The sequence below is a fragment of the Bradyrhizobium sp. BR2003 genome (assembly GCF_009720285.1).
Taxonomy (GTDB): Bacteria; Pseudomonadota; Alphaproteobacteria; order Rhizobiales; family Xanthobacteraceae; genus Bradyrhizobium; species Bradyrhizobium elkanii.
This window is the reverse complement of the sequence record NZ_SMYJ01000036.1, coordinates 1-20,316: the sequence shown is the minus strand read 5'-3', so window position 1 is coordinate 20,316 and position 20,316 is coordinate 1. Positions and strand designations below refer to the sequence as shown.

The following is a 20,316-nucleotide window of genomic DNA, read 5'->3' as shown; positions in this document are numbered from 1 at the left end:
TTGATCCTGGTCAACGGCCGGGTGGCTGTTCCTGACTAGCTTTTGCTTCACGAGCGACATTCAACCAGGAGGTACCGATGGCCAAGGGCATGATTCCCGTTGGAGCCCAGCGCGCCTTGGCGCGGCGGGAAACCAATCCATTCACGTTTCTGCAGCAGGAGATCGACCGGCTGTTCGACGGATTCGGTCGCAATTTTCCGGCATTCGCCTCGCCGCAGGCGATGATGCCGCGCATGGATGTCAGCGAGACCGATAAGACTGTCGAGATCTCCGCCGAACTGCCCGGCCTCGAGGCCAAGGACATTCAGCTCAATCTCGCCGACAACACGCTCACGATCCGCGGCGAGAAGAAGAGCGAGCGCGAGGAGCAGGACAAGGACTATCACCTGATCGAGCGCAGCTTCGGCGCATTCTCGCGGTCCACTGCGCTGCCCGAAGGCGTCAAGGCGGAAGACGTCAGCGCCGAGATCGCCAAGGGCGTGCTCAAGGTCACCGTCAAGAAGCCGGCTCCCAAGCAGAGCAGGCAGATCGATATCAAGACGGCGGCGTAGCCGCCTTGCGGGGCGCGTCGCCCGTCAGGCAGCGATGCGTCCCCGAAATAACCATCCATCCAGAGGGGATCAGCCATGTACGAGTTTCTTCAGCAGACCGTTGCGAGCAACATGACGAGATCGGTACGAAGCGTCGCTCCCGAAATGACCGTCGGCGACTTGTACCGGTTGTTCGCGAAAGACGACTATGACGCCTATCCCGTGCTCCGCGACGATGTCGTGGTCGGGTTCGTCACGAAGCTGGACGCCCTGAAGGTGTTCGCCTGTCCGATAGACCACATGCTGCCACGTTACGACGATCGCATGGGAACGACGGTCGATGAGATCATGTCGTCCGATGTGATCGCGGTCGAGCCGGATACAAATCTGCAGCGCGTCCTGCAGCTGATGGTCGCGCATCGGCTCAAGAGCCTGCCCGTGATCGACAAGTATCACCACTTGGTCGGGATTATCGCTCGCGAGGATGTCATGCGGGCCTTGGCGCGCTGCACGAAGCGGCAGGCGCCTCCGCTCGTTCCTTGCGAGGCCGCCCGATGTCTACGTTTGGTTTAGATCGGGTTCTTTCGCCTCGATCGGTCGCGCTGGTCGGCGGCAGCTCGCGTCCGTCGTCGCTCGGCCTGGCGGTGCTCATGAACCTCAAGGCATGTGGTTTTTCCGGCCGCATCGCCGTGGTCAATCCGAACTACACCGCGATCGACGGCGAGATTGCGTCCCCGAATATCAAGTCACTTCCATTCGTTCCGGACCTCGTTGCGATCACGGCGCCTGCGGTCGCGATTCCCGGAATCATCTCGGACGCTGCCGCGGTCGGTGTCGCCGGTGCGGTGATCCTGTCCGCCGGCCTCGGGCATGGCGCCGGCTCGCTAGCCGAGACGGTCGCGCAGACGGCGCGCCGGCATGGCATGCGCCTGATCGGCCCGAACTGTCTCGGCGTGATGGTGCCGCGCGCGAAGCTCAATGCGAGCTTTGCCGCGCATCAGCCCGCCGAAGGGCGTCTTGCCCTGATCTCGCAGTCCGGGGCCGTCGCTGCCGCGATGATCGAATGGGCGGCAGAGCGGCGGCTCGGCTTCTCGGGCATCGTGTCGATCGGAGACCAACTCGACGTCGATGTCGCCGATCTGCTCGACTATTTCGCGCAGGACGAGCACACCAACGCGATCCTGCTCTACGTCGAGGCCATCATGGATGCGCGCAAGTTCATGTCGGCCGCGCGCGCCGCGGCACGGCTCAAGCCCCTGATTGTCGTGAAAGCGGGGCGGGTGGCGCAAGGTGCCAAGGCCGCAGCCACCCATACGGGAGCGCTTGCCGGTTCGGACGCCGTTTATGATGCCGCGTTCCGCCGGGCCGGCATGCTGCGTGTGTATGATCTTCGGGAATTGTTCGACTGCGCCGAGTTGCTTGGCCGCGGCTTCGTTCCGCGCGGCAACCGTCTGTCGATCCTGACCAATGGCGGCGGGCTCGGCATCCTAGCGACCGACCGGCTCGTTGAGCTCGGCGGCGTTCCTGCAAGCCTGACGACGGAGACGATTGCTGCGCTCGATCGGGTTCTGCCGCAAGGCTGGTCTCGCGCCAACCCCGTCGATATCTCCGGCGATGCCGACGCTGCCCGCTACGTGGCCGCACTCGGTGCGCTGCTTGAGGATGTCAACAGCGACGCCGTGCTGGTCATGAACGTGGAAACGGCTGTTGCGCCGACCGAAGCGATCGCCGAAGCGGTGACGCGGTGTGTTGGCGACCGCCGAGCCAGGAACAGCGAGGTAGCCGCACTGGTGCTTGCCTCGTGGGATGGTGCCGACGCTCGCACCGCGGCGACCTTCGAGCGGGCGCGAGTTCCGCATTTCCCGACCGAGGATGATGCCGTGCGCGCCTTCATGTATCTGGTCAGATACCGCGATGCCTCCATCGCGCTGGCCGCAACGCCGCCCAGCAGCGCCTCGACGTTTACGCCGCAGACGCCGGCGGCGCGGCGCGTGATCGCGAACGCGATGTCCGAGGGGCGGGAATGGCTCGACCCGGTCGAGATCGTCGCGCTGTTTGAGGCTTACGATATTCCGATCGTTCCAACCGTCGTAGCCCGTGATGCCGACGATGCCGTGGACAAGGCATCGCCCTTCCTGGCGCGAGGGCTTGCCGTGGCGGTGAAGCTGCTCTCGCGCGACATCAGGCACAAGTCGGATATCGGCGGTGTCATTCTCGGCCTGCGTACTTGCGAAAGCGTCCTACAGGCGGCCAGGACAGTGCTGGCGCGCGCTCGTGCCGCGCGTCCGGATGCCACCCTGCAAGGTGTGACGATCCAGCCGATGATCGAGCGGCGGGCGGCACGTGAGCTGATCCTTGGCATTGCCGACGATCCGACCTTCGGTCCGGTGATCGTGTTTGGCCGCGGCGGGACCGCGGTCGAGGTGATCGACGACAAGGCGTTGGCGCTGCCACCCCTCGACATGAACCTGGCGCGCGACCTCGTCGGGCGCACGCGGGTCTCGCGGCTGCTTGCCGCCTACCGCGACGTACCCGCCGTTCCGGAAGATGTCGTCGCGCTCACCCTCGTCAAGCTGGCGCAGATGTCGGCCGATATTCCGGAAGTTGCGGAGCTCGATATCAATCCGCTGCTGGCGGACGAAACCGGCGTGCTGGCGCTCGACGCGCGGGTGGCAATCCGCAAGCCCGCGCGGTTGTTTGCCGGCCAGACTCGTCTCGCAGTACGGCCCTACCCGTCGCAGTGGGAGGGCGAGCTTGCCCTAAGGGATGGCTCGCGGGTCGTGGTGCGGCCGTTGCGGCCGGAAGATGAGCCCATGGTCGAGAGCTTCTTCAAGCGAGTGACCGCCGAGGATCTCAGGCTTCGCTTCTTTCAGGCAATGAAGAACTTCTCGCACACGTTCATTGCGCGGCTGACCCAACTCGACTACGCGCGTGCGATGGCCTTTGCGGCGCTGGATCCAATTACGGGTGCCATGGTTGGAGCGGTCCAGCTTCATTCCGACTCGCTCTATGAGAATGCCGAGTACGCTATCCTGTTGCAGTCTGATCTCAAGGGCAAAGGGCTTGGATGGGCGCTGATGCAGCTCCTGATCCGTTATGCGAAGTCCGAAGGGCTGAAGCGGCTGTCTGGCGAAGTGCTGGCCGAGAACAGCACCATGTTGAGCATGTGCCATGAGATCGGATTCACGGCGGCCACAGCGCCGACCGACCACAGGATCGTCAATGTCGTTCTCGACCTCTCCCTTCCGGTGGTGGATGCCTTGGGCGTCGACATCCTGATCCGGCCCAGTGCAGTCAGAGCGGCGTGACGGCGACGACCCGGTAAGGATGCATGCCGTCCGCCTCATGGACGGAGACATATTCGCCGACCCGAAAGGGCTCACTGCCGAAATGAAACCCGGCTTCATCGGCGGTGGCGCCGGCAACGTCATAGTGAAAGCGCCAGCTGTCGGCCGGTCCGTGCACGAGGTGGCCGAGCTGATCGTCTTCGCCCGGCCGCTGGCGGACGACGCGGCACGCGTCGCGATGGGCTCTCCAGGTCTCGACATCGATCCGCGATGCCATATCGAGCGGGGCGACGATGACATAGCCGATCGCGGACGTGCCCTCGGGGTGATCGTGCTCGCGGGCGCGCTCGAGCCGGACCTGCCTGAACGAGTGCGGCAACGCGGTGTTTTGCAAAGGTTTGAAGGCGGCGCGATTCATCTGAAATCTCCTTAAGGACACCCGAGGCTGCCGGGCAATTTGTGAAATCATAAGGCCGTCGCTTGCCAAGCCGTTGATCTCGGTCAAGCGCATTCCGGGGCACGGTGAGGCCGATTGCGCTGGGTCAAACACAGCCAGCTCAAGCGCCCCTAAGGTGAGCTGCAAATTGGAGTCAGAATCTTGCTCAATGCCCCGGCCCTGACAGCGAATGCGGCTGATCCGCGCGTGCTCACCGCATGTGGGGACTGGAACGTTGCCAATGTCGAGGCGCTGGAGCGGCTGTGCGCGCACGCTGCGCGTGCCGACATAGGCTCGATCGATGTACGGCGTGTCACCGCGCTCGACACCGTCGGCGCCTGGCTGCTTGAAAGGCTGGCCCGCGGCGGCGCAATCAGGGCAGTGCTCACCGGCGCCGACGGTCCGTACGGCGACCTGCTGGAAGAGGTGCGGGGGCTAAACCGCTCCGGCCCCGTCGAACGCAGATCGGTCAACCCCGTGCTGCAGAGGCTTGATCAGCTTGGCCGCGGCAGCAGGCGGCTGGCGTCCGATTCGGCGGCATTCCTGCATATGCTAGGCGCCTTCAGCGCAGCGCTGCTTGGCATTTCCAGGCATCCGCGATCGTTCCGATTGACGTCGACCGTCTATCAGCTCGGCCGGGTGGGCTGGCAGGCGGTGCCTATCATGGTGCTGATCACGTTCCTGATCGGCGCCATTATTGCTCAGCAAGGCATCTTCCATTTCCGCCGCTTTGGCGCGGAATCCTATGTCGTGGACATGGTTGGCATCCTCGTGCTGCGCGAGATTGGCGTGCTGATCGTGGCCATCATGGTGGCCGGACGATCCGGCAGCGCCTATACGGCCGAGATCGGTGCAATGAAGATGCGCGAGGAGATCGATGCGCTCAGCACCATGGGGCTCGATCCCGTCGCAGTCCTGATCCTGCCGCGAATCCTGGCGCTGGTGGTGGCGCTGCCGATCCTTGCCTTTCTCGGCTCGCTCGCGGCGCTCTATGGCGGTGGCCTCGTCGCATGGCTCTATGGCGGCATGAGCCCGGCGATCTTCATCGCCCGCCTCCACGACGCGGTTTCAGTCACTCATTTCGAGGTCGGCATCATCAAGGCGCCATTCATGGCGCTCGTGATCGGGCTGGTAGCGGCCGTGGAGGGATTGAGCGTGAAGGGCAGTGCGGAGTCGCTCGGACAGCAGACGACGGCGTCCGTCGTGAAATCGATCTTCCTGGTGATCGTGCTCGACGGGTTGTTCGCGGTCTTCTTCGCCTCGATCGGGATGTAACCATGGCCGACACGCCAGCGATCCATATCCGCGACCTCGTGGTCGGATTCGGTCAGAAGATCGTCCTCGACCACCTCGACCTCGACGTGAACGACGGCGAAATTCTCGGCCTCGTGGGTGCGTCCGGGGGCGGAAAGTCGGTACTGATGCGGACATTGGTCGGCCTGCTGCCGAAGCGGAGCGGGGAGATCGATTTCGCGGGCGCCAGCGATAACGAACGCCACCGGGGTGTCCTGTTCCAGCAGGGAGCGCTGTTCTCGGCCTTGACGGCTCGGCAGAACATTCAGTTTCCGTTGCGCGAGCAGGCGCGGCTTTCACCAAGGCTGCTGGACGAAGTCGCGGATGCGAAGCTCGAGATGGTTGGCTTGACGCGCGAAGACGGCGACAAGTTTCCGTCCGAGCTTTCGGGCGGCATGACCAAGCGTGTGGCGCTGGCGCGGGCACTGGCACTTGATCCCTCGCTCTTGTTTCTCGATGAGCCAACGTCCGGTCTCGATCCCATCGCTGCGGGCGAATTCGATGCCCTGATTCGAACGCTACACCGGACGCTGCGCTTTACCGTGTTCATGGTGACGCACGACCTGAACAGTCTGCAGGCCATCTGCGACCGCGTCGCCGCGCTTGCCGACGGCCGGATCGCCGCAATCGGCCGGCTGTCATCGGTGCTCAAGTCCGATCACCCTTGGGTCCAGGCCTACTTTCATGGCGCCCGGGCGCAGAAGCTGGGCCTCGGCAACTAGGCAGAAAGAGACGCATATGGAAATCCGCGCGCCCTATATCGTCGTTGGTGCATTCGTGTTATCGGCGATCGTCGCCGTGTTCGGCTTCGTCTACTGGCTGAACAATGTCGGGGGGATTGGGAAACGGCAGACATATCAGCTGGTTTTCGCCGATCCGGTGCCCGGGTTGCTGGTCGGGGCGGGCGTCCTTTTCAATGGCATCCGCGTCGGCGAAGTGACCGCGCTTGAACTGGTTGCGGACCGTCCGCGCGAGGTTCACGCCACGATCGCAGTCGCCGAACGTACGCCGGTGCATAGCGATACGCGCGTCGGCCTCGATTTCCAGGGACTGACCGGTGTTCCGGTGATCGCGCTCGAAGGCGGCGATGATCCCCAGGCGCCGCCGGCGCGCGAACCGCTGGTGGCCGAAAAGGGCGCCGGGCGGAGCATGACGCAGGCCGCCCGCGATGCACTACGTCGGGTCGATGCCGTCCTGTCCGAGAATGCCGCGCCGCTACACAGCACGATCGACAATCTCAGCACGTTCGCCGACGGGCTCGCGCGCAACACGCCGAAGCTCGATGGAATCGTGGCCGGACTCGAACGCATGACCGGCGGCGGCGCGCCCGCACCGCGCAAGGTGGCGTACGACCTTCATGCGGTGGACAGCTTCGGCGCGCGACGCCATGCGAATCTGCCCGAGCAGCTGGTCATGGCGGAGCCGACCGCGATCGCACGCTTGCAGACCCAGCGCTTCCTGTTCACTCCGGATGAGGAAACTCAGGGATTCGAAGGTGCGCAATGGAGCGATAGTCTCCCAGTGCTGGTGCAGGCGCGGTTGCTGCAGAGCTTCGAGAATTACGACGTCGACCATGCGCCACTGCGAGCCGACAGTGGTGTAGAGGGTACGCCGCGCCTGCTGATCGACCTGCGTCGGTTCGAAATTGTGCAGGGAGCCCAACCGCGCGCCACGATCTCCTTCTCCGCGAAGATCGTGGATCGAAATGGTCAGGTAAAGGCCGCAAAGCTTCTCGAGGGATCCGAAGGAGTTAACTCGCTCACACCGTCGGAGGCGGCAGCCGCATTCGATCGGGCTTTCGGCAATCTCGCAAGAGAGCTCGTGATGTGGGTTTCGGCAACGGACTAGCGACCCTTGCGCAGCAGGCTGCGGCAGTGTCGCGCAATACTGACTTCCTCATTGGTCGGAATGACCAGTACGTCGACCGGGCTGCCCTTCGCGGCAATGCGTTGTTCGCCTTGCACATTTGCTGTCGTATCGATGCTGACGCCGAGCCAGGAGAGGCGATCGCAAACGCGTTGTCGGACGTCCGCGGCATGCTCGCCAATGCCGCCGGTGAACACCAGGCCGTCGAGGCCGGCAAGGGTATTTGCCATCACGGCGACTTCTGCGGCAACACGAAATGTGAAGAGATCGACGGCTTCACGGGCCGCAGGCTCGTGGCTCGCCAGCAGGGCGCGCATGTCGGCTGACACCCCTGAAACGCCGAGCAGACCCGAACCTTCGTACAGCAAATGTTGTACGTCATCGACCGACATCTTTTCTTCCTGCATGAGATAAAGCAGCACGCCGGGATCTATCGTTCCACAGCGAGTCCCCATGACGAGACCGTCGAGCGGGGTCAATCCCATGGTGGTGTCGACGCTGTTGCCCTTCTGCAAGGCACAGAGACTCGCGCCGTTGCCGAGATGCGCCACGACGACGCGCTTGTCCGCCCATTGCGGCGCGATCGCGGCGAGTTGGCTCGCGACGTATTCGAAGGAGAGGCCGTGGAAGCCGTAGCGGCGGATGCCGCGCTCCTCAAACTGCCGCGGGATGGCAAAGCGGCTGGCCGGCGGCGCCAGGCCGTGATGGAAGGCCGTGTCGAAGCAGGCGATCTGTGTCAGCTCCGGCCGCAGCGCCAGCACGACGCGGACCGGCGCCAGGCAGCGCGGCTGGTGCAGCGGCGCAAGCGGCGTCAGCGCCTCCAGCGCGGCGATAGTCTGCCCAGTGATGACGACCGGCCGATAGAAAGCACGCCCGCCATGGACGATACGATGGCCGACGGCGGCGAGCCCGCCGCCGGCGAGATAGTCCTCGATCCAGGCAAATACGTCGTTGAACAGACCGTTGTCCTCCGGCGTGCCGCTCGTGCGACGCTTCTCGAACAGCTGCCTGCCTGAGGCATCGCTTACCACGATGCGCGGGACTTTCTCCTGCTCATCGAGCAAGCCCCTGCATTGCAGCTTTGGCTCGGCTGGCGTTATGTCGAACAGGCCGAACTTGACGCTGGACGAACCGGCGTTGAGCACCAGGACGCTGTCGGGCATAGACCGTCTCTCTCGCGCGTTCGCTGCCTCAGTCAACGGATTTGTGGTCTGTCGTACCGTAGGGGCCAGACCCAGTCACGGATCTGTGGCATGTCCTCGCCATGCTCGCGCACGTAGCGGGTGTGCTCGGTCAGCGCGTCACGGAATCGCTGCTTGACGTGGGCTGCCGCGATGTCGAGCCCCGGCACGCGCTCGATTGCCTCGATGGCGAGATGGAAGCGGTCGAGGCCATTCAACACCACCATGTCAAACGGGGTCGTGGTGGTGCCCTCCTCCGCGAAGCCCCGCACGTGCATTCCGTCGTGATTGGTGCGGCGGTAGGTCAGGCGATGGATCAGATAGGGATAGCCGTGATAGGCGAAGACGACAGGCTTGTCGCGCGTGAACAGGCTGTCGAAGTCGCGGTCGGACAGGCCGTGCGGATGCTGCTCCATCGGCTGCAGCGTCATCAGGTCAACCACGTTGACGACGCGGATCTTCAGTTCCGGCAGCGCCTTGCGGAGCAGGTCGACGGCGGCGAGCGTCTCCAGCGTCGGAACGTCGCCGGCGCAGGCCATCACCACGTCCGGCTCAGCGTTGGGGGGCTCGGTGCCCGCCCAATCCCATATCCCGATGCCGGCTTCGCAATGGGTGATTGCCGCACGCATCGAAAGCCATTGCGGGGCAGGCTGCTTTCCCGCCACGATCACATTGATGCGATCATAGGTACGCAAGCAGTGATCGCCGACCCAGAGCAGGGTGTTGGCATCGGGCGGAAAGTAGACGCGGACGATGTCGGCCTTCTTGTTAGTGACGAGATCGACGAAGCCGGGATCCTGATGACTGAATCCGTTGTGGTCCTGACGCCACACATGCGAGGTGAGGAGATAGTTCAGCGACGCGATCGGTCGCCGCCAGGGCAGCGCACGCGAGACCTTCAGCCATTTGGCGTGCTGGTTGAACATTGAATCCACGATGTGGATGAAGGCTTCATAGCAGGAAAAGAAGCCGTGCCGGCCCGTGAGCAAGTAGCCTTCGAGCCAGCCCTGGCAAAGATGCTCGCTCAGGACTTCCATCACGCGGCCGTCATGGGCGAGGTGGACGTCGTAAGGCTCGATGCCTTCCATCCAGACCCGGTCGGTAGCCTCGAATACCGCGTCGAGCCGGTTGGACGCGGTTTCGTCCGGACCCATGATGCGGAAAATGCGGGCCTCCGCATTCAGCTCCACGACCTCGCGCAAGAACTTGCCGAGTTCTCGCGTCGCTTCGGCGACGGTGTTGCCCGGAGCGCCGACCTCGACCGCATACGCACGGAAATCCGGCAGCTTCAGCTCACGCTTCAGGAGGCCGCCATTCGCGTGCGGGTTGGCACCCATACGACGGGCGCCTGCGGGCGCAAGGGTTTGCAATTCAGCTACGAGCCGCCCGTTTGCATCGAACAGGCTTTCTGGCTCGTAGCTCCTCATCCAATGCTCGAGCAATTTCAGATGCTCGGCGTTGCCGCGGGGGTTGGCGATCGGCACCTGATGCGCGCGCCAGAAGCCTTCGACCTTCAACCCGTCGACTTCCTTCGGTCCCGTCCAGCCCTTCGGGCTGCGCAGCACGATCATCGGCCATCGCGGCCGCTTGAGGCCGCCGGTCTGCTGGCGCGCAGCCTGCTGGATAGAGCGGATGCTGCCGAGCGCGGTGTCGAGCGTGTCGGCCATCAAGCGATGCATGGCGTGCGGATCGTCGCCTTCGACGAATAGCGGCTCGTAGCCGTAGCCAGCGAAGAGGCTACGGACTTCCTCGTCATCCATTCGCCCCAGCACGGTGGGATTGGCAATCTTGTAGCCATTGAGGTGCAGGATTGGCAGCACTGCGCCGTCATGCTTCGGGTTCAAGAACTTGTTGGAATGCCAGGAGGCCGCGAGCGGGCCGGTCTCCGCCTCGCCGTCGCCGACGACGCAAACGGCGATCAAATCGGGGTTGTCGAACGCCGCGCCATATGCGTGAACCAGCGCATAGCCGAGTTCACCGCCTTCGTGGATCGAGCCGGGTGTTTCCGGCGCGGCGTGGCTTGGAATGCCGCCGGGGAAGGAGAATTGACGGAACAGCTTGCGCAAGCCGTCCAAGTCGCGCGTCACCTCCGGATAGAGCTCCGTGTAGGTGCCTTCGAGATAGGTGTTCGCGACCATGCCGGGGCCGCCATGGCCGGGACCGCAGATATAGATGACGTTGAGATCGGAAGTGCGGATTGCACGATTGAGGTGGGCATAGATGAAGTTGAGCCCCGGCGTGGTGCCCCAATGCCCGAGCAGGCGCGGCTTGATGTGCTCCGGCTTCAGTGGCTCTCTCAGAAGCGGATTCGCGAGCAGGTAGATTTGTCCGACGGAAAGATAATTGGCGGCTCGCCAATAGCGGTCGAGCAGCACAAGATCGTCCGCCCGCGCTTGCTCGTTTGGAGTGGTCGCAGATTGCATATGTCGCTCTCCCGGGATTCAAAGATGACCTCGGACGCCGCTATCGGTTCCACGTTAGAGGGCGAATATGACGGGAATGGCTTGAGCCAGCTCAAAGATGCACTCCAATTCAAGCCGAAACGGCAACGTTGCTGCCAACGTCTATCCAATCCTGGCGTCCAGGGAAGGAAGGTTCGAAAGTGGAACCGGCTCCTTCGAGGCAAGGCTTGCTCGCGCTCCCAGGAGTTCCGGCGGCGGTTATCTCAGGGCCATCTCTGGAGGCCGCGCGTTGACCCGGAGTGACGTCGCGCGCCCGTGAGCAATACGCGTTGTCTCCCGGCTGTCCGGCCAACTTCTTAGCGTCATGCGGCGAGACAAAAGATGCCCGGCAAAAGCCGAGCATTGGATATCAAGACAACCTCAGGGAGAATGGTTACATTGAACCATGCCGCGCCGGGCGACGATTTGAGCTAGCGCAGTGAATCGCAGAGTCGTCCTTACCGAGAATCAGGACGACGGTTCCTGCTCCAAGTCGTTTGGTACCATGCCATATGTCCTCAGCACGGTCGTTCTCGTCCCCGGATGGCCGGTACGGACGACTGCCGCAGCACCAGCGTGGCCGAACGTCTTCCATAAGTGCTTGGCGTGCTCAATCGCCGCGGCTGGGCTGGCGCATTTGGCCTGCTGGCCCGGGACGAGTTCGCCACCGGTCCGGTCGTACGGCAGGGCAATGAAGTGCGCGATCTCGTCCATCGATGGCCCTTTCTCGTTCGGTCGACTTCACCCAGAAAATGATGGTTCGGAAGGCTATCTTGATCTCCCTCGGCCCATTTCGCTTGATCCGGATCAAGGCGGAATGGCGCATTTCGTTGCTGTTGATTGGCTCGAAAGGGAGTTTGCTCGCAATTTGAGCTTCCTTCGCTCGAATATGACTGCTCATGGTGATGGGAAACCTCGTGCACTTTCCGGCATCGCGTCGGGCTGACCACGAACAGGTTGGTGTCAGGGGTGGATATTCGCCATTCCATCCGCCAAGTGCTGTTGATGCTCGAACTGGCAACTGCTTCAGATCGGCGGTCTGGTTGAGGTATGTCCGGCCGGAAAGGCCAGGACGAAGCTGGTATCGGCCGAAGCGGTTGAAACTGGCCGACGGGCGTCGGAAATGCACGACGGATCGACGGCAATCGCGGAGAATGTGGCCGAGCTGCGCGATGTCGATCGCCGGCGTTCGTCGCGCGTCGCGCTTCGACGATCCGGCACCTTGGTCTGGCGCGGGGAGACCAAGCGTATCGAGACCCGCGATGTGTCGATGGAGGCAGTCGGTCGAGTATGCAGCGGTAGGCGAACTCGTCGAACTGACGATTGATGGGCTCTCATTCCGGCTTGGCGGTGTCGTGAGGTGTATGGATCGCGGCTCGGTGTTGATCAACCTGAATCCGTCGGCGGAAATCGAGCAAGAGTTGGTTTCGGTGCTCTCGAGCGAGCGTGCGCGCTCGGCAGCAGCTTGAGGCTAGAGCCCGGCAGCGATCGCGATCCGCATCAATTCCGACATGCTGCGCACATTGGTCTTGGCCATCAAGTTAGCCCGGTAGACCTCGACTGTTCGTGGGCTGATGCCAAGGTCGTGGGCGATCACCTTGTTGATCTTGCCCGCCACGAGCCCTCGCAGAACGTCACGTTCGCGCGGCGAGAGATCCACCAGGCGAGCCTCGGCCTCGCGCTTGACCGTACCGTCGGCGGGGGCCGCCGACTGTGTTTGCAAGGCTTCGCTGATTGCACGCAAGAGCGCCTCGTCCTCGAACGGTTTTTCGATGAAGTCAACCGCGCCTGCCTTCATCGCCTCGACCGCGAGTGCGACGTCTCCATGGCCAGTCATCAGAATGACCGGGCATGCGACCGCGTCGTCCTTGAGTTTGCGGACCAATTCGAGGCCGCTCATGCCGGGCATACGGATATCAGATACAATGCAGTCGACCGTGCTGCTCTTGAGCTGATCGAGAAAATCGGTTGCCGTCTCATAGGTGGTTACGGCAAAGCCGTTGACGTCGAGCAGGAAAGCCAACGAGTCCCGCATCGCTGGGTCATCGTCGATCACGAGAATTGTACGTCGCGTTGTCATGCTTCCTCTCCGTCCTCCGCGAACGGGAGGATGAACTGAAAAACGGTGCCGCCGCCAGCGTTTGGTATCACATCGATGCGTCCGCCATGGGATTCAATGATGGTCCGGCAGATCGAAAGGCCGACGCCCATGCCATGCTCCTTGGTCGTGATAAAGGGCTGAAATAAGCGATCGGCGATATCGGGGCTGATGCCCGGGCCAGTATCGGCGATAGTGAACGTCGCAACACCGTTAGTCTTGGTGACGCCGACGGTCAATTCGCGGCGCGGGCCCGAGGCCATCGCCTCGATCGCGTTGCGAACCAGGTTGAGCACGACCTGCTGAATCTGGATTTTGTCGACGATGATCGGGGGCATGTCCCGGTCGCTGCGGATCGCTACCCGGACGCCTTGCTCCTTGGCGCCAAGCAGTGCTAGTGCGACGGCTTCTTCGAGCAGGGTGGCCGGGCTCTCCAGCGAGTGTTGGGTCTCGCCCTTGGCGACAAATTCGCGCAGACGCTTGATTATGTCGCCGGCACGGAGCGCTTGCTGGCCGGCCCGCTCGAGTGCATCCTGAATGCGGGTGGCATCCGGTGTGCCCGACGCCAGCAGCGCCCTCGCGCCGCGCATGTAGTTGGTGATGGCTGACAGCGGCTGGTTGATCTCATGCGCGATTGAGGACGCCATCTCACCCATGGCGGTCAATCGCGAGACGTGGACCAGTTCGGATTGCAGCTCCTGGAGCCGCCGTTCCTGCGCACGGCGCTCGGTGAGATCGCGGATAAAGCCGGTGAAGAAGCGCTCTCCGCGTACCTTGGCTTCGCCGACGGCGAGTTCCATTGGAAACGTCGAGCCATCGCTTCGTTCTCCGACAACGATGCGGCCGATGCCGATGATGCGGCGCTCGCCGGTCGTAAGGTAACGCTCGAGATACCGGTCGTGCTCGCCGCGGTACGGCTGGGGCATCAGGCCCGAAACGTTCTTTCCGACGACCTGGTCCGCTTTCCAGCCAAACAGGCGCTCGGCTGCCGCACTGAAGGAGCGAATGATACCGTGGTCGTCGATCACGATCATGGCATCAGGGACCGTGTCGAGGATCGATTGCAGATGGGCCTGGCGATTACGTGCCTGATCGCTCTCTTTCAGTAGCCGGTCGCCCATAAAGCCAAGGATCGGTCCGAGAACAGCGAAGCAAGCGATATCGATCAAATTCGCAGGTTCAGTGACCAGGCTCCTGCCGAGGAACTTGGCGCTGATGACAAGGCAGAGCACTGTGGTGACGATCGCCGGACCACGACCGCCGGCGAACGCGGCAAACAGCACGGCCGGGACAAAGATGATCGTGAAAGTCCGGTCCTCGAAATAGTTATCAAGCCCGGCGCGCACCGCGAACACGAGCGCGGCCGCTGCCGCGGCAGTGCCATAGCGGTACCAGATGCGGTCGGACATATTCCCCCGGCAAAGTCCTCAATTTGTTCCATACTACAACGTTCGGACGGTTGAAGCCAACGGCCGCTCGGTATGGGCCGGTTGAGGCGGCGAGGACAGGCCTATTTGGCCCAAGCGCGCCAATGTGTGGGCTGCACCAAGATGCGTTCGGCGGTCCCCGCCTTCGCCCAGCCGCCATGAATGCGGCGACACGGAAAAACGAGCTTATGAATCGCGTTACCCTCGATCACGGCGAGTTCGAGGTCCCGATTGAAGGGGGCCGTCGCGACCCCCTCCCATGTCTCGCTGACGCCGGCATCTGGGCGCTCTGGAGTGTCGCGTGTTGGCACGTCAGGCCGCCTTCTGAGTAGCCTCGTCGACACCGCTGGTCTTTCGTGCAAAGAGGTTCAGCTCGATCGTGCCCAGCGAACGCGCGGTCTCGATGGCGTACGTCGCGTCGTTCGCGCTGCGCGCGGTAACGCCCTTGGCCCAGTCCTGCAGAGCCGTGATCTTCTCGGCGACCGAGGCGGTGGAATTGAACCTGCGGAAGAGCTCCCAAGCCTCGTTCGATTCGATCTGGATCTGCTCGAACCAGTGCTGATTCGCCTCGATCAGTTTTTCCGAGAATTCCGACTGGACGGCCATCGCCCGCTTCGCGTAGCTCTGAATGGCATCGGAGACGGGTCGGACTTCGTTTCGCTCTGTCATGCTCAAAATCCTTCGTTGGGGGAGGCCCTTGCTTCCCATATGGGCGTCGCTTGCGTGTTGATATGCGTCAACTCGACAGCTTCCGGCCCGCGCCGGTCCTAGCGACCAACCTAGCTGCGCTTGGGATCGACGACTGCGTCGGTTCGCAGGTTGATGAAGTGGACGCCATCACAGGCTGCGCAGCGGATCGAATGCAGATCGTCAGCCTGAGATTCGGACGCCTCACCGGGAAGCAGAGTTTGGACGCGATTACCGGTAGTCGGGCATGAAAAGATAATGGGGCGCCAAGCCCTTCGGTCTGCCATTTGCACAATCCTGACGGAACAACATCATCCTGCGGCACGCGTCGTGCCGCATTGACGTACGTCAAAATTCCGGGTGAACGGTCGAGGCGGCGCCGACAGCCTAGAACGGGCGGCGGCGATGGAACTGGACAGGGCTTGGCTTGGCCTGTTGGCTAAGCGAAGGCCGCTTTGCCTGCAAGATCATCCGGACGATGGCCACGACAGCGATCGCGAGCGCTCCGATCGAGGCGAGCAGGTTCTGCAACATGAGCTTGTTCTCCCGACTAACTGCCAACGTCTTCGATCATCGGGCGTGGCGCCTTGATTCCCGTCAAAGGAGGCATTGAGGGAGATCAAGACGAATGGGCCGATCTTGTGTGAGCTTGCGGTGAGTCCTGAAAAGGAGAATGGCGATGCGCGCGCATCAGATCATGGCGAGACATGTCGTCACTGTTGGAACCGAGACCTCCATTCTCGATGCCGCCAAGCTGATGATGGATCACCATATCAGCGGCCTGCCGGTGGTCGATCCGTCTGGAAGACTGGTCGGCATCCTGTCGGAGAGCGACTTCTTGCGGCGAAGCGAGATCGGCACGCAACGCCGGCGTGGCCGCTGGCTTCAGTTCCTTCTCGGCTCCGGTTATGCAGCCGCGGACTTTGTCCACGAGCGCGGGCGGAAGGTCGGGGAGATCATGTCGTGTGATCCCGTTACCGTGACGGAAGAAGCGCCCCTGCCTGATCTGGTCGATCTCATGGAGAAGACCGGCGTCAAACGGCTGCCTGTGATGCGCGAGGGGCGGCTCGTTGGCCTCGTGACGCGCGCGGATCTGCTGCGGGCGGTCGCGTCCATCGCGCACCAGGTTCCGGATCCCACGGCGGATGACGAGCACATCCACAATCGCATCGTGCGGGCAATCGACGGTGCAAATTGGTGTCCGCTCGGGCTGCAAGTCTCGGTGCGCAACGGCGTGGTGCACCTCCGGGGGATCATCATGGACGAGCGGGCTAGGCAGGCGGCAATTGTCGCCGCGGAGAATGTCGCCGGCGTAAAGGAAGTGCACGATCATCTGTGCTACGTAGATACTTATTCCGGCTACTATATCCAATCCGCCGAAGACGAACGGGCAGCTGAAGGGAAAGCAGCAAAGGAGACGGCAGGATGATCGTTCGCCCCGCAATCATTCTGATCCCGTTGCTGGCGACCGCGGTGGTCAGCGCCGAAGTCGTCGGATTTAGCGCAACGCTGCTGGTGATCTGTGCGATCGTGGGCTTTGCGATCGCCGCCGGATGGACCGTCCGCGGCAAGGCGACGTCAATACCGGCGGTCCGGCCGTCATCCCCGGACTGGACATCTCACCGCAAGTAGCACCTCGTCCGATCTGGTCTCAGTTCCGGATGATGAGACCCGGACGTCGCGGGAAACGCGTCACCCGTGGTTGCGGTCGCGGTCGTCCAAGGGGTTGGCCGCCCCGGGTATCCTCCGCAACAAGACAGCCGCCCCTCGGAGCATGCCGTTGCGACAGATCAATACGGGCGTCTCGCACCAATGGCAGCATGAGCAAGGAATCAGCCCATGCGAGGGTGCCATGACATCATTTGACGTTCGTTTCATCAAAACCGTTTGCGACGATACCGGCCATGAACATCGCGCCTGCCAGGCAGCGTTCAAGGTCGACGCTGTCTCACTTTCTGCGGCCGCACAGCTGGCCGAAGCCGACTTTTGCAGACAGAAGGGTGTCCGCGACTGGACGATCTTTGCCGACTCCATGGAGCTTCGAACGCCGCCGCCATTGCCATCAGCCTGGGGTGGCTAATGATCTTGCGCGGCGGTCGCGATCGATTGCCGAGACATCGCGCGTTTGACCAAGATCAAATCGGAGATCGGGTCCTTCCGCTAGAGGTCGAGAGCCAAGATGGGGCTAGAAGAAATGACCGACCGATCAGAAGGCAACAGCTCGCCGCAATTCGAGAGTCTTCTCGCCCGCTTGCGGGTCTTTCTTGCGCGTCGACACGAGTTCGATCTGTTGACCGCCAGGGAGGTCGACGAGATCGCTCACGATCTCAATCTCTCGACGCCGGACCTTCGTGCGCTTGCCCGCGAGCAAGGCTTGCCGGAGCTGCTCAGCAAGCGTCTCGAACATGCAGGCTTGTCCGAGCAGATGCTAGCTTCTTCCCATTGCGATGTGTTGCGTGATCTGCAGCGAGTGTGCGGTCTATGTCGTGAGAAGGCACGTTGCGCCGAGGATCTCGCGCGGGAGCGGCGAGCCAGCCCGGCAAAATATTGTCCGAACGAAATGACCCTGACCGCGCTGAGCCGCGGCGCTAGCGGCGCGCGGCATGGCACCGGAATTGATACCGATCAAGCAGCTGGCAGCGAGACTGTGATTTCCTTGACGTCATCGCACTCAAAGAAAGCCTCCACATGACAGGTTCATCCTCCGCTTCAAAGTCGATGACGATGGGCGAAGCCGGCTTGGTGTCGGCACTCGCAGTTTTTGCCTTCGTTAGCTTTCTGGGTGCGGCGATGGGGCACGATGCGGCGTTCAGTTTTCATGCGTCGCTTGCTTGCGCAGCCAGCCTGATCTCCGTGGTCATGATCGGCAATCGCTACCTTGACCGTCCGGCCCAACTGCCTCCAGCGGAGGTCGGCGGGCGTCCCAATTACAACCTAGGCCCGATCAAGTTCGCGTCCGCCATGGCGATGTTCTGGGGCATCGCGGGTTTCACTGTGGGCCTGATCATCGCCATGCAGCTGGCCTGGCCGACACTTAATTTCGATCTGCCCTGGACGACATTCGGCCGCCTGCGGCCGCTGCATACGTCGGCCGTGATCTTCGCGTTCGGCGGCAACGTCCTGATCGCAACATCGTTCTATGTCGTGCAAAAGACCTGCCGCACTCGCCTTGCAGGCGACCTGTCGCCCTGGTTCGTCGTGGTCGGCTACAATTTCTTCATCCTGATCGCCGGCACTGGCTACCTGCTCGGTGTGACCCAGTCGAAGGAATACGCCGAGCCGGAATGGTACGCCGACTTCTGGCTGACGATCGTCTGGGTGACGTATCTGCTCGTGTTCCTGATGACGCTGGTGAAGCGCAAGGAGCCGCATATCTTCGTCGCCAACTGGTTCTACCTGGCGTTCATCATCACGATCGCGGTGCTGCATCTCGGCAACAATCCCGCGCTGCCGGTATCCTTCCTCGGCTCGAAGTCCTACATCGCCTGGGGCGGTGTGCAGGATGCGATGTTCCAGTGGTGGTACGGCCACAACGCGGTCGGGTTCTTCCTGACCGCCGGCTTCCTGGCGATCATGTACTATTTCATTCCGAAGCGGGCGGAGCGTCCGGTCTATTCATACCGGCTTTCGATCATCCATTTCTGGGCGCTGATCTTCCTCTACATCTGGGCCGGCCCGCATCATCTGCACTACACGGCGCTGCCCGACTGGGCGCAGACGCTCGGCATGACATTCTCGATCATGCTCTGGATGCCGTCCTGGGGCGGCATGATCAACGGCTTGATGACGCTGTCGGGCGCCTGGGACAAGCTGCGCACCGATCCCGTGCTGCGCATGATGGTGGTGTCGGTCGCGTTTTACGGCATGTCGACCTTCGAAGGTCCGATGATGTCGATCAAGGTGGTCAATTCGCTGAGCCACTACACCGACTGGACCATCGGCCATGTGCATTCCGGCGCATTGGGCTGGGTCGGCTTCGTGTCGTTCGGCGCGCTGTACTGCCTCGTCCCATGGCTCTGGAATCGCCAGCTTTACAGCCTGAAGCTGGTCAACTGGCACTTCTGGATCTCGACCATCGGCATCGTGCTCTACATCTCCGCAATGTGGGTATCGGGAATCCTGCAGGGCCTGATGTGGCGCGCCTACACCTCGCTCGGATTCCTCGAATACTCCTTCATCGAGTCCGTCGAGGCCATGCATCCCTTCTACATCATCCGCGCGGCCGGCGGCGCGCTGTTCCTGGTCGGCGCTCTGATCATGGCCTTCAATCTCTGGATGACGGTCAATGCCGGCCGAGCCAGCGAAACTGAGGGCGCAAGTGCTCTCCAGCTTGCCGAATAGGTCACGACATGTCTCTCTGGAATCGACACAAGATCTTTGAGAAGAACTCGATCATCCTGATGATCGGCATTCTTGTCGTCATTGCGATCGGCGGGCTGGTCGAGATCACGCCGCTGTTCTATCTGAAGAGCACAATCGAGGCGGTCGACGGCGTGCGGCCCTATACGCCGCTCGAACTCGCCGGCCGCAACATCTATGTCCGCGAGGGCTGCTATCTCTGTCATTCGCAGATGATCCGCCCGCTGCGCGACGAGGTCGAGCGCTATGGCCACTATTCGCTCGCGGCCGAGAGCATGTACGATCATCCATTCCAGTGGGGCTCCAAGCGCACGGGACCGGATCTTGCTCGGGTCGGCGGCAAGTACTCCGACGACTGGCACGTCACGCACCTGATCAATCCGCGCTCGATCGTTCCGCAGTCGGTGATGCCCGGGTACCCATCGCTCGCGAAGACGGAACTCGATCCGTCCGACGCTGCCGCTCATCTGCGGACCAGCCGCGCCGTCGGGGTGCCCTATACCGATGAGCAGATCGCCAACGCGGCCGCCGATCTCAAGGCGCAAGTCGATCCCGACAGCCCTGGCTCCGATGCGTTCCAGAAGCGCTATCCGAAGGCGGTGCTTCGCAACTTCGACGGCAAGGCCGGCAGTCCGACCGAGCTCGACGCGCTGATCGCCTATTTGCAGATGCTCGGCACGCTCGTCGACTTCAAGCTCTACAACGAAAAAG

General features: G+C 62.5%; 21 protein-coding genes. 13 read left to right on the top strand and 8 right to left on the bottom strand.

From position 1 onward, the window contains the following. Positions 1–77: 77 nt before the first annotated feature. The 3 genes from E2I15_RS30900 to E2I15_RS30890 all read left to right on the top strand — a co-directional run bounded on the left by E2I15_RS30900 (position 78) and on the right by E2I15_RS30890 (position 3,838). Complete coding sequence (locus E2I15_RS30900) at positions 78–551, top strand: Hsp20/alpha crystallin family protein (protein WP_137481702.1); 474 nt, start codon at positions 78–80, stop codon at positions 549–551. 75 nt (positions 552–626) lie between these two features. Further along, positions 627–1,103 carry a CBS domain-containing protein gene (locus tag E2I15_RS30895; RefSeq protein ID WP_137481700.1) on the top strand — a complete coding sequence of 159 codons (477 nt, stop codon included), beginning with the start codon at positions 627–629 and terminating at the stop codon, positions 1,101–1,103. Next, the gene (locus tag E2I15_RS30890; protein WP_155262658.1) at positions 1,085–3,838 is read left to right on the top strand and encodes a bifunctional acetate--CoA ligase family protein/GNAT family N-acetyltransferase; all 2,754 of its coding nucleotides are present in this window, start codon (positions 1,085–1,087) and stop codon (positions 3,836–3,838) included. Before E2I15_RS30895 ends, E2I15_RS30890 begins: the two co-directional genes overlap by 19 nt. Here the strand turns inward: E2I15_RS30890 and E2I15_RS30885 are convergent. Continuing rightward, a complete protein-coding gene (locus E2I15_RS30885; protein WP_422109871.1) occupies positions 3,825–4,322 on the bottom strand; it encodes a hypothetical protein in 498 nt (165 codons plus the stop codon). The genes E2I15_RS30890 and E2I15_RS30885 overlap by 14 nt on opposite strands. Positions 4,323–4,415: 93 nt before the next feature. Between E2I15_RS30885 and E2I15_RS30880 the strand changes: the two genes are divergently transcribed. The 3 genes from E2I15_RS30880 to E2I15_RS30870 are packed head-to-tail and all read left to right on the top strand — an operon-like array spanning position 4,416 to position 7,394. Then, positions 4,416–5,528: an MlaE family ABC transporter permease gene (locus tag E2I15_RS30880; protein ID WP_422109870.1), complete on the top strand. Its 1,113-nt coding sequence runs from the start codon at positions 4,416–4,418 to the stop codon at positions 5,526–5,528. A 2-nt stretch (positions 5,529–5,530) separates the two neighbouring features. Beyond that, on the top strand, positions 5,531–6,268 hold the full coding sequence (locus E2I15_RS30875) for an ABC transporter ATP-binding protein (protein WP_137481696.1): 738 nt from the start codon (positions 5,531–5,533) through the stop codon (positions 6,266–6,268). A gap of 16 nt (positions 6,269–6,284) precedes the next feature. After that, positions 6,285–7,394, top strand: coding sequence for an ABC-type transport auxiliary lipoprotein family protein (locus tag E2I15_RS30870; protein WP_137481694.1), 1,110 nt, complete (start codon positions 6,285–6,287; stop codon positions 7,392–7,394). On the opposite strand, the gene E2I15_RS30865 is transcribed toward E2I15_RS30870, so the two are convergent. The 3 genes from E2I15_RS30865 to E2I15_RS30855 all read right to left on the bottom strand — a co-directional run bounded on the left by E2I15_RS30865 (position 7,391) and on the right by E2I15_RS30855 (position 11,748). Beyond that, positions 7,391–8,575, bottom strand: a complete 1,185-nt coding sequence (locus E2I15_RS30865; protein ID WP_137481692.1) for an acetate/propionate family kinase — start codon at positions 8,573–8,575, stop codon at positions 7,391–7,393. The genes E2I15_RS30870 and E2I15_RS30865 overlap by 4 nt on opposite strands. Before the next feature lie 32 nt (positions 8,576–8,607). Further along, a complete protein-coding gene (locus E2I15_RS30860; protein ID WP_137481690.1) occupies positions 8,608–11,016 on the bottom strand; it encodes a phosphoketolase family protein in 2,409 nt (802 codons plus the stop codon). 486 nt (positions 11,017–11,502) lie between these two features. Beyond that, on the bottom strand, positions 11,503–11,748 hold the full coding sequence (locus E2I15_RS30855) for a hypothetical protein (protein ID WP_137481688.1): 246 nt from the start codon (positions 11,746–11,748) through the stop codon (positions 11,503–11,505). A 458-nt stretch (positions 11,749–12,206) separates the two neighbouring features. On the opposite strand from E2I15_RS30855, the gene E2I15_RS30850 reads away from it, so the two are divergent. Beyond that, complete coding sequence (locus E2I15_RS30850; RefSeq protein WP_155262657.1) at positions 12,207–12,503, top strand: hypothetical protein; 297 nt, start codon at positions 12,207–12,209, stop codon at positions 12,501–12,503. Between the two features lie 2 nt (positions 12,504–12,505). On the opposite strand, the gene fixJ is transcribed toward E2I15_RS30850, so the two are convergent. The 4 genes from fixJ to E2I15_RS38900 all read right to left on the bottom strand — a co-directional run bounded on the left by fixJ (position 12,506) and on the right by E2I15_RS38900 (position 15,780). After that, positions 12,506–13,114, bottom strand: a complete 609-nt coding sequence (gene fixJ / locus E2I15_RS30845; protein WP_137481686.1) for a response regulator FixJ — start codon at positions 13,112–13,114, stop codon at positions 12,506–12,508. Beyond that, a complete protein-coding gene (locus E2I15_RS30840; RefSeq protein ID WP_137481684.1) occupies positions 13,111–14,541 on the bottom strand; it encodes a PAS domain S-box protein in 1,431 nt (476 codons plus the stop codon). The genes fixJ and E2I15_RS30840 overlap by 4 nt, the downstream gene beginning before the upstream one ends. 330 nt (positions 14,542–14,871) lie before the next feature. Beyond that, positions 14,872–15,228, bottom strand: a complete 357-nt coding sequence (locus E2I15_RS30835; protein WP_137481775.1) for a hypothetical protein — start codon at positions 15,226–15,228, stop codon at positions 14,872–14,874. 405 nt (positions 15,229–15,633) lie between these two features. Next, positions 15,634–15,780, bottom strand: a complete 147-nt coding sequence (locus tag E2I15_RS38900; protein ID WP_170991679.1) for a hypothetical protein — start codon at positions 15,778–15,780, stop codon at positions 15,634–15,636. A gap of 145 nt (positions 15,781–15,925) precedes the next feature. On the opposite strand from E2I15_RS38900, the gene E2I15_RS30830 reads away from it, so the two are divergent. From E2I15_RS30830 to ccoO, 6 genes are all read left to right on the top strand, one after another. Then, positions 15,926–16,675 (top strand): CBS domain-containing protein, encoded by a 750-nt coding sequence (locus E2I15_RS30830; RefSeq protein WP_137481680.1) that lies wholly within the window; start codon positions 15,926–15,928, stop codon positions 16,673–16,675. After that, positions 16,672–16,878 carry a hypothetical protein gene (locus tag E2I15_RS30825; RefSeq protein ID WP_137481678.1) on the top strand — a complete coding sequence of 69 codons (207 nt, stop codon included), beginning with the start codon at positions 16,672–16,674 and terminating at the stop codon, positions 16,876–16,878. The genes E2I15_RS30830 and E2I15_RS30825 overlap by 4 nt, the downstream gene beginning before the upstream one ends. Before the next feature lie 220 nt (positions 16,879–17,098). Beyond that, on the top strand, positions 17,099–17,326 hold the full coding sequence (locus E2I15_RS30820) for a hypothetical protein (protein ID WP_137481676.1): 228 nt from the start codon (positions 17,099–17,101) through the stop codon (positions 17,324–17,326). A 114-nt stretch (positions 17,327–17,440) separates the two neighbouring features. After that, the gene (locus tag E2I15_RS30815; protein WP_155262656.1) at positions 17,441–17,938 is read left to right on the top strand and encodes a hypothetical protein; all 498 of its coding nucleotides are present in this window, start codon (positions 17,441–17,443) and stop codon (positions 17,936–17,938) included. A 26-nt stretch (positions 17,939–17,964) separates the two neighbouring features. Then, complete coding sequence (gene ccoN, locus E2I15_RS30810) at positions 17,965–19,587, top strand: cytochrome-c oxidase, cbb3-type subunit I (protein ID WP_137481773.1); 1,623 nt, start codon at positions 17,965–17,967, stop codon at positions 19,585–19,587. An 8-nt stretch (positions 19,588–19,595) separates the two neighbouring features. Further along, a partial coding sequence (ccoO, locus tag E2I15_RS30805) for a cytochrome-c oxidase, cbb3-type subunit II (protein WP_155262655.1) occupies positions 19,596–20,316 on the top strand: 721 nt, incomplete at its 3' end.

Excerpts from the sequence above, each read along its gene's own strand:
- E2I15_RS30900 (WP_137481702.1), top strand. The coding sequence starts at position 78 with ATGGCCAAGGGCATGATTCCCGTTGGAGCCCAGCGCGCCTTGGCGCGG.
- E2I15_RS30895 (WP_137481700.1), top strand. The coding sequence starts at position 627 with ATGTACGAGTTTCTTCAGCAGACCGTTGCGAGCAACATGACGAGATCG.
- E2I15_RS30890 (WP_155262658.1), top strand. The coding sequence starts at position 1,085 with ATGTCTACGTTTGGTTTAGATCGGGTTCTTTCGCCTCGATCGGTCGCG.
- E2I15_RS30875 (WP_137481696.1), top strand. The coding sequence starts at position 5,531 with ATGGCCGACACGCCAGCGATCCATATCCGCGACCTCGTGGTCGGATTC.
- E2I15_RS30870 (WP_137481694.1), top strand. The coding sequence starts at position 6,285 with ATGGAAATCCGCGCGCCCTATATCGTCGTTGGTGCATTCGTGTTATCG.
- E2I15_RS30865 (WP_137481692.1), bottom strand. The coding sequence starts at position 8,575 with ATGCCCGACAGCGTCCTGGTGCTCAACGCCGGTTCGTCCAGCGTCAAG.
- E2I15_RS30860 (WP_137481690.1), bottom strand. The coding sequence starts at position 11,016 with ATGCAATCTGCGACCACTCCAAACGAGCAAGCGCGGGCGGACGATCTT.
- E2I15_RS30855 (WP_137481688.1), bottom strand. The coding sequence starts at position 11,748 with ATGGACGAGATCGCGCACTTCATTGCCCTGCCGTACGACCGGACCGGT.
- E2I15_RS30850 (WP_155262657.1), top strand. The coding sequence starts at position 12,207 with ATGTCGATCGCCGGCGTTCGTCGCGCGTCGCGCTTCGACGATCCGGCA.
- fixJ (WP_137481686.1), bottom strand. The coding sequence starts at position 13,114 with ATGACAACGCGACGTACAATTCTCGTGATCGACGATGACCCAGCGATG.
- E2I15_RS30840 (WP_137481684.1), bottom strand. The coding sequence starts at position 14,541 with ATGTCCGACCGCATCTGGTACCGCTATGGCACTGCCGCGGCAGCGGCC.
- E2I15_RS30835 (WP_137481775.1), bottom strand. The coding sequence starts at position 15,228 with ATGACAGAGCGAAACGAAGTCCGACCCGTCTCCGATGCCATTCAGAGC.
- E2I15_RS38900 (WP_170991679.1), bottom strand. The coding sequence starts at position 15,780 with ATGTTGCAGAACCTGCTCGCCTCGATCGGAGCGCTCGCGATCGCTGTC.
- E2I15_RS30830 (WP_137481680.1), top strand. The coding sequence starts at position 15,926 with ATGCGCGCGCATCAGATCATGGCGAGACATGTCGTCACTGTTGGAACC.
- E2I15_RS30825 (WP_137481678.1), top strand. The coding sequence starts at position 16,672 with ATGATCGTTCGCCCCGCAATCATTCTGATCCCGTTGCTGGCGACCGCG.
- E2I15_RS30820 (WP_137481676.1), top strand. The coding sequence starts at position 17,099 with ATGACATCATTTGACGTTCGTTTCATCAAAACCGTTTGCGACGATACC.
- E2I15_RS30815 (WP_155262656.1), top strand. The coding sequence starts at position 17,441 with ATGACCGACCGATCAGAAGGCAACAGCTCGCCGCAATTCGAGAGTCTT.
- ccoN (WP_137481773.1), top strand. The coding sequence starts at position 17,965 with ATGACGATGGGCGAAGCCGGCTTGGTGTCGGCACTCGCAGTTTTTGCC.